16 protein-coding genes are annotated in these 17,631 nt (G+C 69.4%); 12 read left to right on the top strand and 4 right to left on the bottom strand.

Annotated features, from left to right (window positions below; translation table 11 throughout):
* Positions 1-178 precede the first annotated feature (178 nt).
* A complete protein-coding gene (locus ACRY_RS07955) occupies positions 179-2,374 on the bottom strand; it encodes a GGDEF domain-containing phosphodiesterase (protein ID WP_043509133.1) in 2,196 nt (731 codons plus the stop codon).
* A 57-nt stretch (positions 2,375-2,431) separates the two neighbouring features.
* Here ACRY_RS07955 and ACRY_RS19040 point away from each other — a divergent pair, with 57 nt between their 5' ends.
* Both ACRY_RS19040 and ACRY_RS07950 read left to right on the top strand, forming a co-directional pair.
* Positions 2,432-2,713, top strand: coding sequence for a hypothetical protein (locus ACRY_RS19040; RefSeq protein ID WP_231295377.1), 282 nt, complete (start codon positions 2,432-2,434; stop codon positions 2,711-2,713).
* 413 nt (positions 2,714-3,126) lie between these two features.
* Positions 3,127-3,990, top strand: a complete 864-nt coding sequence (locus ACRY_RS07950) for a methyltransferase domain-containing protein (RefSeq protein ID WP_231295376.1) — start codon at positions 3,127-3,129, stop codon at positions 3,988-3,990.
* Between the two features lie 27 nt (positions 3,991-4,017).
* Here ACRY_RS07950 and ACRY_RS07945 read toward each other — a convergent pair whose 3' ends face one another.
* Entirely contained in the window at positions 4,018-4,932 is a 915-nt protein-coding gene (locus ACRY_RS07945) for a LysR family transcriptional regulator (protein WP_011941991.1), read from the bottom strand.
* A 60-nt stretch (positions 4,933-4,992) separates the two neighbouring features.
* Between ACRY_RS07945 and ACRY_RS07940 the strand changes: the two genes are divergently transcribed.
* Positions 4,993-6,003: a bile acid:sodium symporter family protein gene (locus ACRY_RS07940; protein ID WP_011941990.1), complete on the top strand. Its 1,011-nt coding sequence runs from the start codon at positions 4,993-4,995 to the stop codon at positions 6,001-6,003.
* Between the two features lie 13 nt (positions 6,004-6,016).
* Here ACRY_RS07940 and ACRY_RS07935 read toward each other — a convergent pair whose 3' ends face one another.
* Entirely contained in the window at positions 6,017-6,829 is an 813-nt protein-coding gene (locus tag ACRY_RS07935) for a hypothetical protein (RefSeq protein WP_011941989.1), read from the bottom strand.
* Positions 6,830-7,205: 376 nt separating this feature from the next.
* Between ACRY_RS07935 and ACRY_RS07930 the strand changes: the two genes are divergently transcribed.
* The 7 genes from ACRY_RS07930 to ACRY_RS07900 all read left to right on the top strand — a co-directional run bounded on the left by ACRY_RS07930 (position 7,206) and on the right by ACRY_RS07900 (position 14,377).
* The gene (locus tag ACRY_RS07930) at positions 7,206-8,210 is read left to right on the top strand and encodes a cytochrome c oxidase subunit II (protein ID WP_011941988.1); all 1,005 of its coding nucleotides are present in this window, start codon (positions 7,206-7,208) and stop codon (positions 8,208-8,210) included.
* Positions 8,211-8,235: 25 nt separating this feature from the next.
* Positions 8,236-10,305 (top strand): cbb3-type cytochrome c oxidase subunit I, encoded by a 2,070-nt coding sequence (locus ACRY_RS07925; protein ID WP_011941987.1) that lies wholly within the window; start codon positions 8,236-8,238, stop codon positions 10,303-10,305.
* A complete protein-coding gene (locus ACRY_RS07920) occupies positions 10,302-10,916 on the top strand; it encodes a cytochrome c oxidase subunit 3 (RefSeq protein ID WP_011941986.1) in 615 nt (204 codons plus the stop codon). The genes ACRY_RS07925 and ACRY_RS07920 overlap by 4 nt, the downstream gene beginning before the upstream one ends.
* Complete coding sequence (locus ACRY_RS07915; protein ID WP_011941985.1) at positions 10,916-11,284, top strand: hypothetical protein; 369 nt, start codon at positions 10,916-10,918, stop codon at positions 11,282-11,284. The genes ACRY_RS07920 and ACRY_RS07915 overlap by 1 nt, the downstream gene beginning before the upstream one ends.
* A gap of 73 nt (positions 11,285-11,357) precedes the next feature.
* Positions 11,358-11,921 carry an RNA polymerase sigma factor gene (locus ACRY_RS07910; RefSeq protein WP_011941984.1) on the top strand — a complete coding sequence of 188 codons (564 nt, stop codon included), beginning with the start codon at positions 11,358-11,360 and terminating at the stop codon, positions 11,919-11,921.
* Positions 11,911-12,585 (top strand): NrsF family protein, encoded by a 675-nt coding sequence (locus ACRY_RS07905; protein ID WP_011941983.1) that lies wholly within the window; start codon positions 11,911-11,913, stop codon positions 12,583-12,585. Before ACRY_RS07910 ends, ACRY_RS07905 begins: the two co-directional genes overlap by 11 nt.
* Before the next feature lie 196 nt (positions 12,586-12,781).
* The gene (locus ACRY_RS07900) at positions 12,782-14,377 is read left to right on the top strand and encodes an isocitrate lyase (protein ID WP_007423161.1); all 1,596 of its coding nucleotides are present in this window, start codon (positions 12,782-12,784) and stop codon (positions 14,375-14,377) included.
* A 48-nt stretch (positions 14,378-14,425) separates the two neighbouring features.
* On the opposite strand, the gene ACRY_RS07895 is transcribed toward ACRY_RS07900, so the two are convergent.
* Positions 14,426-15,109 carry a TetR/AcrR family transcriptional regulator gene (locus tag ACRY_RS07895; protein ID WP_011941982.1) on the bottom strand — a complete coding sequence of 228 codons (684 nt, stop codon included), beginning with the start codon at positions 15,107-15,109 and terminating at the stop codon, positions 14,426-14,428.
* A gap of 135 nt (positions 15,110-15,244) precedes the next feature.
* On the opposite strand from ACRY_RS07895, the gene ACRY_RS07890 reads away from it, so the two are divergent.
* Both ACRY_RS07890 and ACRY_RS07885 read left to right on the top strand, forming a co-directional pair.
* The gene (locus ACRY_RS07890) at positions 15,245-16,744 is read left to right on the top strand and encodes a flavin-containing monooxygenase (protein WP_007423163.1); all 1,500 of its coding nucleotides are present in this window, start codon (positions 15,245-15,247) and stop codon (positions 16,742-16,744) included.
* 24 nt (positions 16,745-16,768) lie between these two features.
* The gene (locus tag ACRY_RS07885) at positions 16,769-17,629 is read left to right on the top strand and encodes an SDR family NAD(P)-dependent oxidoreductase (RefSeq protein ID WP_011941981.1); all 861 of its coding nucleotides are present in this window, start codon (positions 16,769-16,771) and stop codon (positions 17,627-17,629) included.
* The last annotated feature ends 2 nt before the right edge of the window (positions 17,630-17,631 follow it).

The raw sequence follows: 17,631 nt of genomic DNA, 5'->3' as shown, positions 1-17,631 counted from the left end.
AAATCCGGGATTTTTCGGCGGGTCTCGGACCACCGACGGAAAACATGTGTTTTCCGTCATCGCGCGATCCCGGCCTCAGAACCGCGCTCTCCGCTCAAACCCACAGAAAACCTCGATCCCAACCAGTCAACGTTCCCACTTTGTCCGCTTATGCTACAGCCTAGGGCGTTTCGTTACTTCAGGCCGAATAGCCGGTGCCGAAATCGTCGAGCACGAGCCGCACGCCCAGCTCCCGCAGCCGGTGCAGCGTCGCCAGGTAATGGCGGTTGCGCGAGACGAGAACGGTTTCGGTGATCTCGAGATGAAGCCGGCGCGGGGCGAGCCCGGTCGCCTCCAGCACATCGCGCACCAGCGCCGGCAGATCGGCCAGTTCGATCTGCCGCGGCGAGACATTGACGGAAAGGCCGACGGCTTCCGGCCACCGGCACGCGGCGGCGCAGGCCTGCCGCAGCACCCAGGCGCCGATCGGCGCGATCAGGCCGGACTCCTCGGCGAGCGGGATGAACTCCGCCGGCGGAATGCGGCCCTGCTCCGGATGGTTCCAGCGCAGCAGCGTTTCCGCGGCGGCGATCGTGCCATCCGCGGTGCGGACGATCGGCTGGAACGCCAGTTCGAGCTCGCTGCGCCCGAGCGCGTCCGCGAGGTCGCGCTTGAGCTGCCGCTTGCGCAGGCTCTCCTGTTCCATCGCCGGCGTGAACACCCGGAAACTCCCCGGCGCCTCCGTCCGCGTCTCGTACAGCGCGAGATCGGCATGCCGGCACAGCCGCGCCGCGTCCCGATCCGCGAGCGAGGCGATCGCGAGGCCGATCGACAGGCTGATCCGCAGCGACAGGTCGCCCAGCTCGAACCGCTCCTCCATCGCGCCGACGATCCGCCGCGCCAGCGTCGTCGCATCCCCCGGCCGGCGCATGCCGTTCAGCAGGATCATGAATTCGTCGCCGCCGGTCCGCGCCAGGATGTCCCGCGGCCGCAGGCACGATTTCAGCCGGCGGGCGACGGTCTTCAGCACCTCGTCGCCCACGCCGTGGCCGAATGAATCGTTGATCTCGGTGAAGTAGTTCACGTCGGCGCAGATCAGCGCCATCGCGCGGCCCCTGGCCTGCGCGGTCAGCGCCGCCTCGAGCCGGGTGAAGAATCCCCTTCGGTTGAACTCCCCGGTGAGCGAGTCGGTTTCCGCCGCCTCGATCAGCCGGTCCTGCGTCAGCTTCCGCTCGGTGACATCGCGGACGAACAGCGAGATGTCATCCTCGCCCGGATAGAGATCGGCCTCCAGCCAGCGCCCGGTCGGCGCCCATGACAGTTCGAGCCGCACCGGCGCGCCGGTCGCGGCCGCGCGCTCCGCGCCGGCCGCCAGCCGGTGGCCCGCGGTGCCGGGGAACAGGTCGGCGAGCCGGTTGCCGACGATCTCCTGCCCGGCGCCTGCGAACCGCGCCGCCCGCGCGTTGGCGAACCGGGCGCGGCCGCCACGATCGAACACGATCACCGCATCCCGCGTCGCCTCCAGCACGCGAAAGGCCAGCGCCTCCGACGACCGCAGCGCGGCCTGCATCCGCCGGTACGCCGTCACGTCCTGGGTCACGCCCCTGAGCCGCCTCGCCCTGCCGCCCGCCTCGCCGATCGGCTCCGCGTACGACACGACGTCCAGCGTCCGTCCGTCGAACGCGGTGAGCCGGTGCTGCACGCTCACCGGCTGCCCCGCCTTCAGCCCGGCGACAAACCGCCGCAGCATCAGCCGGCGATCGGCCGGCGGAAACAGCGCCCGCAACTCGTCGAGCGTCACCGGCCGGTTCCGCGCCTCGCCGCCGGCGAGCTGCCAGGTCTCGGGCGAGAAGCGGATCTCGCCGGCCGCAAGGTCCCATTGCCAGCTGCCGATCTGCGCGAGCCGGTGGGCGGCGGCCTGTTCGCGCGTGCGCTCGGCGAGCTGCTCGGCGCGAAAACGCGCCTCGGCCTTCTCCCGCGCCAGCTCCTCGGCAAGGGTGCGCAGCGTGGTGATGTCGGTCGTCGTGCCGACCATGCGCACCGGGCGGCCCGCGATGTCGCGCTCAACCACCATGCCCCGGCTGAGAACCCATTTGTACGATCCATCGGCGCAGCGCAGCCGATGCTCGACCTCATAGCGCGCGGTCCTCCGGTCGAAATGGTCCTGCATCGTCTGCCGGACATAGTCGAGGTCATCCGGGTGGACGCGGGCATAGGCCGCCTCGATATGCGAGCGGGCCGGCATCTCGGCATAGCCCAGGATCCGCCACCAGCCCCGCGAATACCGGATCTCCCCGGTCACGACGTCGCGATCCCAGATCCCCGTTCCGCTCTCCTCCACCGCGAGATTGACGATGTCGGTGAAATCGTCGGGCCTGTTGCCGGCGAGCGTCATCCCGGCGGGAGTCCGGCCCGGCCAGCCTTGGCCCCGATGCCGGGCCGGCGGGATCTCATGGTCGATCCATTGTTATCTGACCTGACCCGGCCGGGCATCGGCGCGCCGCCCAAGGTGGCCGGCAGCGACCGCCGCATCCGGCCGCGCCGACTTCATGGCGGCGCGATCCGGTCGTCTGTATTGAACAGACTCACATCCCAACGAACAAAAAAGCATAAACAAGCCTATTCATGTGCCGGCATTCCGGGAGCTGTTGATCCGAACTGTTCCACCATGGCGGATTCGTCTTGTTTTTGCGGCACAATAGTCGAATTGCCTAAATTTTGTCATTTTTTTTAATAAAAAGCAATTGCCGAAGCCGCAACAGAAAATCAAACGCGCCTCGCCACGCCGGTTTCCGAAAAATCATGGTCCAGACTGTAGCCTTTTCAAACCGGGTCCGCATCGGCGCGCAAGGTGCCGGTTGCGGAAGGCGGCATCGCCACCGCGCGACGATACGCCGATGCCGCAAGCGCGCCAACCGGGGCTTTCCCGGCATCCATTCCAATGTCGCGCCTTAATCGAAAATTAACAGGCGCATGTTACATCTTTCCGCATCGGGAAAATCCACGAGGCGCGGTTGCACTGGCGAATGACCTGCATCGGACCAACGCAAGCCGCGGCGCGGACCTGCCATGCCGCAGGGTGCCGCCAGCCTCGCCCGGGCGCACTTCCCGCGCCGATTCGCAAAAGCCGATTGTTCCGGAGGTAGAGTGACAGCAGACAACGCCGCCTTGGTGGCATGGACGGCGCGCGTAGCGCAGGCAACACGGAAGCTGCTGCCGAAAGGCGGCGACCTTGCCTGGCTCCTGCGCCAAAGCATGCATACGCATTTCCAGCGCCTCGCGGTGCTGCCGGTGTTCGGCCTGTCGCGCGGGCCGGTCCGCGTGCTCGATGTCGGCGCCGGCACCGGCGCCCTGTGCCTCGACCTTGCCTGGATGTGCGGTCCCGAGGCCCGGATCACCGCCGTCGACAACGACGCCCACGGCCTCTCGCTGCTGCGGGACCTCGCCGCCGCGCTGCACCTCGCGGTCGATGCCCGGCTGGCCGACGCCTATGCGCTGCCGGTCGAGTCCGCCAGCCAGGACCTCACGCTGAGCCGCTTCCTGTTCCAGCACCTCGAACGGCCGGAGGCCGCGCTCGCCGAAATGGTCCGCACCACCGCCCCCGGCGGCCGCGTCGCGGTCATGGAGGTCGATGACGGCGCCTGGTTCTCCTACCCCGACGAACCTCCGGCCCTGGAGCGGCTGAACGGCGCGGTCCGGCAGTTGCAGGCTTCGGTCGGCGCCGGGCGGCAGGTCGGGCGGCGTCTCTACCGGATGTTCCGCGAAGCCGGGCTCGCGGACGTGCAGGTGCTGGCCGTCCCGCGCGTGCGCCTCGGCCTCACCTATGGTCGCGATTCCGAGCTCGAAACGCACCAGAAGGAGTTCTACCTGAACCAGCGCGACCGTCTGATCGGCGCCGGGCTGATGACCGCGGCCGAATTCGACGAGGCGATGCAGGCGCTCGATGCCAGCTTCGCCGCCGACGATTTCGGCTTCGCCTGCGAATTCGTGGCGATCGGGCGGGTGCCCTGACCCGGCGCGCCGGGCCGGCCCGCGTCCTCAGCCGCCGCCCGGCGTGATTCCGGCGGACCGGATCCGGTCCGAGGCCGAGAGCAGCGCCTCGGCCAGCGCCGCCGCCGGATGCCGTCCCTCCGGGCCGATCACCACGAACTCGGTGAGTCCCAGGGGCGGCAGCCCAGCATCCGGCGGCACCGGCGCGAGGCCCGGCGGAATCAGCCGGGCCGCGTGCGCGGCGAACCCGAGCCCGGCCAGCGCCGCCGCCCGCAACCCGCTCAGGCTGCCCGAACTGCACGCGATCCGCCACGGCAGATGCGCCCGGTCCATCGCCTCCAGCGCCCGCTCCCGCGTCACACTCGGCGGCGGGTAGAGCACCAGCGGCACCGGCTGCCCCGCAACCGGCCGCTTCCCCGGCCGCGCGATCCACACCAGCTCCTCCGCCCATGCCACCCGCCCGCGCCGGTCGCCCGCCCGCCGCTTCGCGAAGATCAGGTCGAGTTCGCCGGCGTCGAAACCTGCATAGAGCGTCTGGCTCAGCCCCACCGTCAGTTCGAGATCCACCTCCGGATGCCGCCCGGCGAAATCGGCCAGCACCTCCGGCAAGGCGCTGAACACGAAATCCTCCGACGCGCCGATCCGGATCCGCCCGCGCAGCGCGCTCGCCGCGAAATAGGCGTCGATCCGCGCCTCCGCCTCCAGCAGCCGGCGCGCGAAATCCAGCAGCGCGTCGCCATCCGGCGTGGGCGAGACGCGGTGCGTATCCCGCGCGATCAGCCGCCGCCCCGCCAGCGCCTCCAGCCGCGCCACGTGCTGGCTCACGGTCGACTGCCGCAGGCCGAGATGCCGCGCCGCGCGGGTGAAGCTGCGCGCCTCGACCACCGCGATGAAACTCCGCAGCAGCACCGGCTCGAATCGCGGGCGCGCCGGCGCCTGGCCAGCATGATTATCATAAATCATGATTGCCGATATCACGTTCATCACGATTGTCCATGACCGGCATCCTGCTACATCGGCGTCATGTCCATACGCGCCACGCTGTCCCGCCTCGGGATCGACCCCTACCTGTTCTTCCTCCTCGGCACCGTGGCGCTCGCCGCGCTGCTGCCCGCGCGCGGCCTCGCCGCCGTCGTGGTCGGGCACGCGGTTCACTGGGTCGTCGCCCTGCTGTTCTTCGTCTACGGCGCCAAACTCTCCACCGCCGAGGTCCTGCGCGGCCTGCTGCACTGGCGGCTCCAGGGCGCGGTGTTCGCCTGCACCTTCATCCTGTTTCCCGCCCTCGGCCTCGCCGCGGTCACCCTGCTCGGCTCCGCCCTGCCGCCGGCGCTGGCCACCGGCATCATCTTCGTTGCCATCCTGCCCTCCACGGTGCAGTCATCCATCGCCTTCACCTCGATCTCCCGCGGCAACGTGCCCGCCTCGCTGTGCAGCGCGTCGGTCTCGAACCTCGCCGGCATGGTGATCACGCCGCTCCTGGTCATGCTGCTGCTGCACGCGAAGGGCGGGTTCAGCGCCGGCGCGCTGGAAGACATCGCGCTCCAGCTCCTCGCCCCCTTCGCGGCCGGCCAGCTGCTCCGCCCCATCCTCGGCCCCGTCCTGCAACGCCACCGCCTGATCACCACCATCGTCGATCGCGGCTCGATCCTCGTCGTGGTCTACGCCGCCTTCAGCGCCGGCATGGTCGGCGGCATCTGGTCGCGCGTCTCGCCGGAAAGCCTGGTCCTGGTCATGCTGGTCGATGCGGCGCTGCTCGCGCTGGTGCTCACCGTCACCAGCCTCGCCGGCGCCCTCGGCTTCTCGCGCGAGGACCGGATCACCCTCATCTTCTGCGGTTCCAAGAAATCGCTGGCGAGCGGCATCCCGATGGCGAACATCCTCTTCCCGGCGCAGACCGTCGGGCTGATCGTGCTGCCGCTGATGCTGTTCCACCAGTTCCAGCTCTTCGTCTGCACGCTGATCGCCCAGCGCTTCGCCCGCCAGCCGGCGGCGGCTCCCGCCATCGCCGCCCCCGAACGCCGCCTCGCGGCCTGACGCCGGGGTCCGCCTACCGCCCCGGCTTGAGCAGCCGCGCGAGCTCGCCGGGCAGAAGCCCCGCGAGCCCGAGTTCGGCGCAGCTCTCCCGCCAGCGCGCGAGATAGGTGCCGAGCGGCAGGTGGCTCCGCTCCGGCCAGCGGTTCAGCGCGCCGATATCGGCCACCGCCGTCTCGTCCGCCTCCAGCAGTTCCAGCACCGCGGGCACGGCGGGCCGGGCGGCGATCACGGTCCCATGCGTCGCGAGGAAGCCCGCCTGCGCCGCATACCAGCCGCCGAGCCCGGCATCGGCGCCCTGCGCCCGCGCCTCCGCCAGATCCTGTTCGAGCAGGTTCCGCCGATACGCGCGGATCGGCGCGGCATAGGCATTGTTGTGCGGAAACGGCGGCGCCACCGCCCAGTCCTCCGCCAGCCGACCGAGGCCGCGCAGCGAGAACGCCTCCACCACCGCCTCCTCCAGCCACTGGCACGGGTTGCGCGGCGCATCGCCCCCCATCCAGCTATTGGCCATCACATGGCCGAGCTCATGGCCGAACTGGTAGGAGAGATTGATCCAGTCCCGCGCGCCGACATCGACGGCGACGATCGCGGTGCCCGGCGCATCGGTATGCAGCCAGACATGCGGCGGGCCCGAGGCAACGTCCTGCACCCGCAGCGCCGCCGGCTGCCGGTCGGAGACAAGCCTGATCCCGTCGAGGCACGCGGCGCGCATCCGCCCGAGCACCGCGAGCACATCGCCGGGCGCCGAGCCGCGCCACGATCCCGCGAGCGAGAGCGGCGCGGTGAGAAGGCTCGCCCCGGTCGGCGTCGCGGCGTCTGCCGTCATGCTCGCTCCCATCATCAACGGTGCCGAGGCCGCGAGCCACAGCACCCTTCTGCGCGCCAGGCGGCAGATAGCGCGATGCGGCACGGGCGTTCGCTCCCCATCCGCGGGCAGGGCAGTGGCGTCGGCATCGGTCATGCAAGAGAAACTAACACCAGCGCCGGCCCGGCGAAAGCGGAATCGTTTCGCCGCCGCCACGCCGCGCACCCCCGCGCGCCATCGATCGAAAAAGCCCAATGCCGATATCGATCTTTTCTATCGCTCACGGAAACTTGCTGTCACATAAACTTGCTCTGAACCCCTTGTGAGATTCCGGAAACAGGGTGGTCACTCCAGTCCGCTGCCCTTATTTCAACGGCGATCATGACGGAGGATCGCATTGTCGTTGTGTGATGAGGCGCGTCTGAAGGAACGGCGGTTCCGCCCGTGGCGCCCTTTGGCGCCGCTAACGCCATTGCTGCTCACCGGCTGTTCCGGCGGGCCGTTCCGCGTGTTCGACCCGAAGGGGCCGGTCGCCCGCGCGTCGCTGAATTTCACCATCATCGACGTTGTCGTGATGGCCTTCATCATCGTGCCGACGGCGTGCTTCATCCTCTGGTGCATCTGGCGCTACCGCCGCTCCCGCGCCGCCGCCTACAGCCCCGGCTTCAGCCACTCCCTGAAACTCGAAGCCGTCATGTGGGGAATCCCGATCGTCGTCGTCGCCGGCCTCGCCTATGCCTCCTACAACGGCACCTTCGCGGTCGATCCCTACGGCCCGCATGTCCTGCGCATGCCGGCGAGGGCAGGGCGCTCGCACCCGCTGAAGATCGACGTCGTCGCAACCGACTGGCAGTGGCTCTTCATCTATCCGAAGCAGCATGTCGCCAGCGTCGACCGGCTCGTCGTGCCCGCCGGCCGCAATGTCGAGTTCCGCCTGACCTCGACCAGCGTCGTCAACGACTTCTTCATCCCCCAGCTCACCGACATGATCGACGTGATGCCCGGCATGCGCACCAAGGATGCGATGCGCGCCAACGGCCAGGGGCGCTACGAGGGCTTCGCCGCCAATTTCAGCGGCGCCGGCTTCTCCTGGATGCGCTTTGCCACCGATGTCGTCGGCAAGCGGGGATTTGCGAAATTCGTGCGCCACGCGGCAGCCGCCCCGGCCGCGCTGACCTACGCCACCTTCGAGCGTTTCGCGCGGCCGACGATCAATCTCGACCAGCGGCCGCGCTATTTCAGCGCCCCGGCGCCGCACCTGTTCCGCCGCATCGTCGAGGCGTCGCGCAACGGCAAGACCTACCCGGTTCCGCCCCGCCTCACCGAAGCGATGGCGCGGGACCTGCGCGCCGGGGCCAGCTATTTCTCTCATCCGGCCGCGTCGCGCGGAACATCCGGCTGACGCCGGCAGCGGAAAGGAAGACTGCGTGCTCGTTCATCTTCAAGGTCCATGGTCGCCGCTGCTCGGGCGCCTGACTCTGAGTGCCATCCCCTACACGAGCCCGATCGTCGACGGCGCCTTCGTCTTCGCCGCCGGCGCGGCCGTCATCGTCATCGCCGCCATCACCCTCTCCGGCCGCTGGGGCTATCTCTTCCGCGAATGGCTGACGACGCTCGATCACAAGAAGATCGGCGTGATGTATGTCATCGTCGGCCTCGTGATGATGTTCCGCGGCTTCATCGACGGGCTGATGATCCGCACCCAGCAGATGATGGCGGACGGTCCGCATTCGCCCGGCCACCTGCAGGCCCTGCACGGCTACCTCCCGCCCTTCCATTTCGACCAGATCTACAGCTCGCACGGCGTGATCATGATCCTGCTCGCCGTCACCCCGCTGCTCACCGGCCTGTCGAACATCATCGTCCCGCTGCAGATCGGCGCGCGCGACATGGCGTTTCCCTACCTCAACGCCGTCGGCCTCTGGCTCACCGCCGTCGCCGCGGCGCTGGTGATGCTCTCGCTCTTCGTCGGCGACTTCTCGCATGACGGCTGGATCGGCCTGATCCCGCTCACCGAACTGCCCTACAGTCCCGGCGTCGGCGTCGATTACTGGATGTGGGCGATCCAGATCGGCAGCGTCGGCACCACGCTCAACGCGATCAACATGATCGCGACGATCGTGAAACTCCGCGCTCCGGGCATGACCTGGTCGCGGTTGCCCTTCGTGGTCTGGACCTCGCTGACGACCAACATCATCGCGCTGACGGCCTTTCCCATCCTCGGCGTCGCCCTGGCGATGCTCGGCGCCGACCGCTATCTCGGCACCCACTTCTTCACCGCCGGGCTCGGCGGCAATCTGATGCTCTACACCAACCTGTTCTGGATCTGGGGGCATCCGGAAGTCTATTTCGTCGTCCTGCCGGCCTTCGGCTTCATCTCCGAAATCATCCCCACCTTCGCCGAAAAGCCGCTCTTCGGCTACGCGACGATGGTCATCGCCACCTTCGCCATCGGCGGCATTTCCTGGGGCGTCTGGCTGCACCATTTCTTCACCATGGGCGCCGGGCCGGGGATCAACATCTTCTTCAGCACCGCCACCATGCTCGTCGGCATCCCGACCGGCGTGAAGGTGTTCAACTGGGCGCTGACGCTCTGGCGCGGCCGCCTGCGCTTCGAGCCGCCGATGCTCTGGGCGCTGGGTGCCTTGTTCCTGCTCCTGGTCGGCGGCCTCACCGGCATGATGCTGGCCATCCCCGCCATCAACTACACGGTGCATAACAGCGTGTTTGTGGTGGCGCATTTCCACTGCATGATGCTGCTGATCGCCTACGCGATCTTCGGCGCCATCATCTTCTGGTTTCCCAAGCTCTTCGGCTTCCATCTCGACGCCCCCTCGGCGCGCGCGAATTTCTGGTCCTTCTCGGTGGGCACCGTGCTGGTCTTCGGCGCCATGTTCGCCCTCGGCCTGATGGGCATGACCCGCCGGCTCGACTATCTCTCCAACCCCGGCTACGAGCCGCTGCTGATCGTCGAGGAAATCGGCATCTTCTTCTACTGCGTCTCGGTCTACTACTTCGCGAAGATGATCTGGGTGAGCATCCGCGACCGCGCGCGCAACCGCGCCGGCGCCGATTGCTGGACCACCGGCCGCACGCTCGAATGGCTCACCCGCACCCCGGTGCCCTTCTACAACTACGCCGTCATTCCCGTCGTGAACGAGCGCGACGAGCTGGCCTGGCGGCGCGAGCGCGGGGTCGAGTCCGTGCAGCCCGACATCACGGCGGACATCCATTTGCCGAAGAACACGGTGGCGCCGCTGCTGATCGGCGCGCTGTCCATGGGCTTCGGCTTCGGCATGGTCTGGCGGATCTGGTGGCTCGCCGGCCTCTCCCTGCTCGGGATCATCGCGGTCGTCATCGCCCGCTCCTTCGTGCGGCAGACCGAGTTCGTGCTCACCGCCGAGGAGTTGCGCCGGCACGAGGCCGGGCAGCACCTGTCCGACATTTCGGCCGACCATATCAGCCCGCCGGTCGCCGAGCTGGAGCTGTTCTCATGAGCGAAACGGATCTCACCCTCTGGGTGCGCGGCGAGCCCCCCGCGCACGATGCGATCGGCACGCAGACCTACGGTTTCTGGCTCTACATGATGAGCGACGCGCTGATCTTCGCCGCCCTCTTCGCCTCCTACGGCGTGCTCGATCACGCCTGGAACGCCGCCGGCGGCCCCACCGCGCGCGCCATCGTCCACCCGGTCGAGGCCTTCTGGCAGACCATCCTGCTGTTCGGCGCCGTCCTGTCCGGCAGCCTCGCCATGGCCGGCATGAAGCGCCGCAGCCGGCCGGCGGCCGCCGGCTTCCTGCTGGTCGCGGCCCTGCTCGGCACCGGCTTCGTCGCCCTCGAACTGCGCGACCTGGTCACGCTGGTCATGGCCGGCGACACGCCCGAACGCAGCGCCTTCCTCTCGATGTTCTTCCTCCTCGTGGCCACCCACGGGCTGCACGTCATCTTCGGCCTGCTGTGGATGGGGGTGATGATCGTGCAGGTCCTCGCCTTCGGCTTCACCGCCCCGGTCGTCACGCGCCTGCTCAACATGCAGATGTTCTGGCAGTTCCAGGCGGCGATCTGGGTCTGCGTCTTCGTCTTCGTCTATCTCCAGGGAGCGATGTGATGTCCGCCCGCCACGCCGATCCGCTCGACCATCCCGAAATCGCCCTCGTCAGCGCGCCGGCCGCCGTGGCCGGCACGCTGCTGGCCCTGCTGGCGATGGCGGTCGCCCTGCTGCTCACGCTGATCCACGCCGGCACGCCGGCGATGCGGATGGCGGGCGCCGGCTGCCTCGCCGTCGTCGCCCTCGTCTCCCAGGCGCTGTTCCTCTTCCGCCTCGGCCTCGGCGAGACGCAGATCTGGAAGACGGTCGCCCTCGTCCTCGTCCTGCCGCTCTTCGTCGTCACCATCGGCCTGACCGACATCATGTTCCATTCCCTCCAGGCCCGCACCATGCTGGAGATCCCGCTGCACGGCGGCCTCGGCCCCTGAACGCCCGCGCGCGTTGACACACCGGGCGTGCGCGCGCGTTTACACCGCCTCCGTCCTCGCGCATCATCCCCTCATGCAGACGCAGCGCGACTGGGCCGCCCTGCTCGCGGCCGCGCAGGCGGGCGACCGCCGCAGCTACGAGGCGCTCCTGCGGGCCGCGCTGCCCTGGCTGCGCGCCCAGGCGCGGCGCGCTTTCCCCGCCGCCGGCGCCGCCGAATGCGAGGACATCGTGCAGGACACGCTGCTGGCCCTGCACCGGAACCTCCATCTGTTCGATCCCGCGCGCCCGGCCGAGCCCTTCCTGCGCGGCATCCTCCGCCTGCGCGGCGCCGACCGGCTGCGCGCCCGGGCCCGCAACCGCGGGCGCGAGACCCCGCTCGACGACCTGCCCGTAACCTCGCCTTCGCTCGCGACGAACGACATGCAGGAGAGGGCGCTCGATGCCGGGCGCCTCGCCGCGGCGATCGACGCCCTGCCGCGGCGCGACCGGGACGTGTTGACGATGCTCAAGCTGCGCGAAATGACCCTGGCCGAGGCCGCCGCCGCCACGGGCATGACCATCGGCGCGCTGAAGGTCGCCACCCACCGCGCCATCCGCCGGCTGCGCCAGGCGCTGAAGGTGACCGATGCAGACTGAGGACCTGATCACCGCCCTGGCCGGCGATCTCCGGCCGGTCCGCCGGCTGCCGTCCCCCGCCGGCCTGCTGGCGCGCTGGCTCGCCGTCACCCTGCCGGCGCTGGCGCTGATCACCCTGATCATGGGCCCCCGGCCGGATCTCGGCGCGATCCTCGCCGGCCCCGGCTTCCTCGCCGCCGAGGCGCTCGGCGCGCTCACCGCGCTGCTCGCCGCCCATGCCGCGTTCTGCGCCGGCCGGCCGGACCAGCCGGGCTGGAAACCGGCCCTGCCGGCGCTCGCCCTGCTGCTCTGGCTCGGCGAGCTGGGCCGGCAATGCGCCGTGCTCGGCCTGCGCGGCGCGGATGGCGCCCTGCGCCTGCATCTCGACCTCGTCTGCGTGCCCGCCATCGCGATCGCCAGCCTCGTGCCCGCCGCCGCGATGGTCGCCCTGCTGCGCGAGGGCGCCGCCTTCCGGCGCGGCCCGGCCGGCCTGTGCGGCGCGCTTGCGGCCTGCGCCGCCGCCGAGGTCGCGCTGCGGCTGTTCCACTGCTCGGTCAATCTGGTCACGCTGCTCGCCTGGCAGATGGGCAGCATGCTGGCGCTCGCCCTGATCGGCGGCCTGGTCTCCAGCCGCCTGCTGCGGGCGCTGTCCGCCCCCGCGCGCCGGCCGCGCGCGGCTTTATAACAATGCGCCGGCCGCGCGCGGCCTTGTAACAATGCGCCGCTCGCGCGCCGTTCTGTAAAAATTTTTCACCGCACCTGCTCACTAGGTGCATAGTTTCACATGTTTACGTGAAAACTTCACAAAACCTTCTGACGCGCCGACCCCCGAGGTGTATCTGAATCGCATCACGCGTTTCCGGATAACAACGAGGGTTCGAATGACGTATCAGCAGACGATTGGCACGATGAGCGAAACGATCGCCGCGAAGGGCGCCGCCTGGGAGGGCATCTCGCCCGAGGCCGTGGCCCGCATGCGGCTGCAGAACCGGTTCCAGACCGGGCTCGACATCGCCCGCCACACCGCGAAGGTCATGCGCCAGGACATGGCCGCCTTCGATGCCGATCCCTCGCGCTACACCCAGTCGCTCGGCTGCTGGCACGGCTTCATCGCCCAGCAGAAGATGATCGCGATCAAGAAGCATTTCGGCACCACCAAGGGCCGCTACATCTACCTCTCCGGCTGGATGGTCGCGGCGATGCGCTCCGAGTTCGGCCCGCTGCCCGACCAGTCGATGCATGAAAAGACCTCGGTGCCGGCGCTGATCGAGGAGATCTACACCTTCCTCCGCCAGGCCGACGCCCGCGAGCTCGGCCTGCTCTTCCGCGAGCTCGACGCCGCCCGCGAGGCCGGCGACCTCGCGAAGCAGAAGGAGGTGCAGACCCGGATCGACAATTTCGAAACCCATGTCGTGCCGATCATCGCCGATATCGACGCCGGCTTCGGCAATGCCGAGGCGACCTACCTGCTGGCCAAGAAGATGATCGAGGCCGGCGCCTGCGCGCTGCAGATCGAGAACCAGGTGTCCGACGAGAAGCAGTGCGGCCACCAGGACGGCAAGGTGACCGTCCCGCACGAGGATTTCGTCCAGAAGATCCGCGCCCTGCGCTACGCCTTCATGGAGCTCGGCGTCGAGGACGGCGTGATCGTCGCCCGCACCGACTCGCTCGGCGCCGGCCTGACCAAGCAGATCGCCTATTCGAAGGAGCCGGGCGACATCGGCGACCAGTACAATTCCTTCCTCGACTGCGACGAGGTCGATCCCGCGCAGATCGGCAACGGCGACGTGCTGATCACCCGCAACGGCAAGCTGCTGCGCCCGAAGCGCCTGCCCTCCAACCTCTACCAGTTCCGTCCCGGCACCGGGGCCGACCGCTGCGTGCTCGACTGCATCAACGCCCTGAACAACGGCGCCGACCTGATCTGGATCGAGACCGAGAAGCCCCATATCGAGCAGATCGCCTCGATGGTCGATCGCGTGCGCGAGGTCATCCCGAACGCCAAGCTCGCCTACAACAACTCGCCCTCCTTCAACTGGACGCTGAACTTCCGCCAGCAGGTCTTCGATGCCTGGAAGGAGCAGGGCAGGGACGTCTCGGCCTTCGACCGCGCCCGGCTGATGAGCGCCGACTACGACGCGTCCGACCTCGCGGCCGAGGCCGATGAGCGCATCCGCACCTTCCAGCGCGACGCCGCGCGGCGGGCGAACATCTTCCACCACCTCATCACCCTGCCGACCTACCACACCGCGGCGCTGTCGACCGACAATCTCGCGAAGGAGTATTTCGGCGAGCAGGGCATGCTCGGCTATGTCGCCGGCGTGCAGCGCAAGGAAATCCGCCAGGCCATCGCCTGCGTGAAGCACCAGAACATGGCCGGCTCCGACATCGGCGACGATCACAAGGAGTATTTCGCCGGCGATGCCGCGCTGAAGGCCGGCGGCGCCCACAACACGATGAACCAGTTCGCGGCCTGATCCGCGGCGGCCCGGCACGCTCCGGGCCGCCATGCCGGCGCGGCGGGCTCAGCCCCGCCCGCCGGGCTCGTCCTCCCGCATGACCAGCGCCGCCGCGCGCTGCGCCAGCGGAGAGAACGCCGCCCGCCCCGCCGGGGTCAGATAGGGCTCGAACAGCGCCATCACCTGCCCGAACCCCCATTGCATCTGCTGCTCCGTCAGCCCGGCGGACGCGGTGCTGGTGCGCAGGTAATCCATCCAGTAGCTCGACACGATCCAGACATTGGTGACGAAGCTGCGGATCCGCCCGGCCGGAATCGCGAGGAACCCGTGCTCCGTGGCCAGCGCCATCACCCGCGCCACCGCCGCACTCGCCCGCGCCTGCACCTCCATGAACCGCCCCTTCAGCCCCGGCAGCCGGTGCTGCAGGTTGAACGCGTCGCGATAGAAGCACCGATAGCGCCACATCAGCGCGAACCAGCCGAGCTGGTACTCGGCATACGATTCCGCCGCCGCCGCGTCGCCCAGCGCCGCCTCCGCGACCGCGAGCTCCTCCTCCTGGAACCGCTCGAACAGGGTGGCGATCAGCAGCTCCTTCTTGCGGAAATGATAATGCAGGTTGCCCTCGCGCATCCCGCAGGCCGCCGCGATCTCGGCGACGGTCACGCCGAAGCCGCGCTCGTTGAACAGCCCGAGCGTCGCCTCCAGCACGCGCTGCCGCGTCGCTCCGGCCCGTCCGCCTGTCCCCGCCATGATCTTTTCGCCCCGACTCTTCGCTTGACCAAACTAGGGTATTCACCCTAATACTTTTCCCAATTAGGGCAAACACCCTAGCGCCGCGCCCGAATCCCGCATCGGCGGGCCGGCCACCGGAACGGAGGAACAACCATGCTCGACGCCGCCTCTCCCCGCGCCGAGGCGCAGGCCGCGGTCACCCGGGTCGACGTGCTGATCGTCGGCACCGGCTTTGCCGGCCTCGCCATGGCGATCCGCCTGCAGGAGGCCGGCTTCGGCAATCTCCTGCTGATCGAGAAGGCCGCCGAGGTCGGCGGCACCTGGCGCGAGAACACCTATCCCGGCGCCGCGTGCGACATTCCCTCGCATCTCTACTCGCTGTCCTTCGCGCCGAAATCCGACTGGTCGCGCCTCTTTCCCCGCCAGCCCGAGCTCTACGCCTATCTGCGCGACGTGGCCGACCGCTTCTCCCTCCGCCCGCTGATCCGCTTCGGCACGGCGCTGATCGAGGCCCGGTGGGACGAGGCGCGCGGCCTCTGGGTCGCCGCCACCACCACCGGCACGATCGAGGCGCGCGTCCTCGTCGGCGGCATGGGCCCGCTGCACTGGCCCTCCATCCCCGACCTGCCGGGCATCGAGGCCTTCGCCGGCCCGCGCTTCCACTCCGCCACCTGGCGGCACGATCTCGATCTCGCCGGCAAGCGCGTCGCGGTGATCGGCACCGGCGCCTCCGCCATCCAGTTCATCCCCGAAATCGCCAAGGTGGCGTCGCATGTCACCGTCTTCCAGCGCACCCCGCCCTGGGTGCTGCCCCGGCACGATCGCCCGGTGCCCGAGCTCTGGCAGCGCCGCTTCGCCCGCCATCCGTGGATGCGCCGCCTGTTCCGCCAGTCGCTGTTCTGGGTGCATGAGGCCCGGGTGCTCGGCTTCCTCGGCAACCGGCGGGCCCAGCGCGCCGGCGAGGCGCTCGGCCGGCGGAACATCGCCCGCGCGATCAAGGACCCCGTCCTCGCCGCGAGCGTCACGCCGGACTACCGCCAGGGCTGCAAGCGCACCCTGCTGTCGGATGACTACTACCCCGCCCTGGCCCGTCCGAATGTCAGCCTGACCACCGCCGCCGTGGCCGAGGTGCGCGCCCGCTCCATCGTCGATGCCGGGGGCGTCGAGCACGAGGCCGACGTCATCATCTACGGCACCGGCTTCGAGGTCACCACCGCCTTCCGCCATCTCCGCCTGGTCGGCCGCGGCGGGATCGAGCTGAACCGCTTCTGGGCGGATACCGGCATGGAGGCGTTCAAGGGCATCACCGTCCCCAACTTCCCGAACTTCCTGCTCCTGCTCGGGCCGAACACCGGGCTCGGCCACAACTCGGTCGTCATCATGATCGAGGCGCAGGTGCGCTACGCGGTCGATCTCCTGCGCCGGATGCGCGCCGCCGGCATCAGGGCGGCGGCGCCGAAGCCCGAGGCGCTGGCCCGCTACCAGAAGGAGCTGGACCGGAAAATGGCGAAAACGGTCTGGACCACCGGCGGCTGCCGCAGCTGGTATCTCGATGCCGACGGCCGCAACACCACGCTCTGGCCCGGCACCGTCGTCGGCTACCGCCGCGCGACCGCCGCGGCCGACCTCGCCGACTACCAAACGAGCCGTTAGGCAACTGCACGTGAGAACACGCCGATGAAACTGAACCTCGACGGCGCCGTCGCCGTCATCACGGGCGCCGCCAGCGGCATGGGCGCCGAGCTCGCCGTGCGGATGGCGGCGAAAGGCAGTCGCCTCGCCCTGGTCGATCGCGACGCGGCCGGGCTCGACGGCGTCAGCCGCCGCATCGCCGCCCTGCATCGCGCGCCGCTCACCACCCATGTCGCCGACCTTGCCGACCGCGCCGCCATCGCCGCGCTGCCCGATGCAGTGCTCGCCGCCCACGGCAAGGTCACGGTGCTGGTCAGCAATGCCGGCGTCGCCCTGGCCGGCCCGTTCGACGATTACGGTCCGGACGATTTCGAGTGGCTGATGGACATCAACTTCTGGGCCGGCATCCGCCTGACCACCGCCTTCCTGCCGCATCTCAAGCGCGCGCCGGCGGCGCAGATCGCCTATACCTCGTCGGTCTTCGGCATCGTCGGCGTGCCCGGCAACGTCGCCTATTGCGCCAGCAAGTTCGCGATCCGCGGCTTCGCCGAGGCGGTGCGCCAGGAACTCGCCGGCACCAGCGTCGGCATCACCGTCATCCATCCGGGCGGGGTGAACACCGCCATCGCCCGCAGCGCCCGCGTCGCCCGCGGCACCGATGCCGCCGCGGCGGCGGAGGGCCTCGTGCAGTTCGAGAAACTCCTCCGCACCCCGGCCGACAAGGCCGCCGCCGCGATCCTCGATGGCATCGAGCGCCGCCGCAACCGCGTGCTGATCGGCGCCGACGCCCGCGTGCTGGACTGGATCCAGCGCCTCCTCCCGGTCGGCCACGCGAAACTCGTCGCCCGCCAGGCCAGCGGGATGCCCTCGTCCCTCGCCGCCCAACTCACCCGCGCCCGGCCCTGAAG

Source organism: Acidiphilium cryptum JF-5 (genome assembly GCF_000016725.1).
Lineage (GTDB): Bacteria > Pseudomonadota > Alphaproteobacteria > Acetobacterales > Acetobacteraceae > Acidiphilium > Acidiphilium multivorum.
The sequence above is the reverse complement of the archived record's forward strand: the minus strand, read 5'-3'. Positions and strand labels throughout refer to the sequence as shown.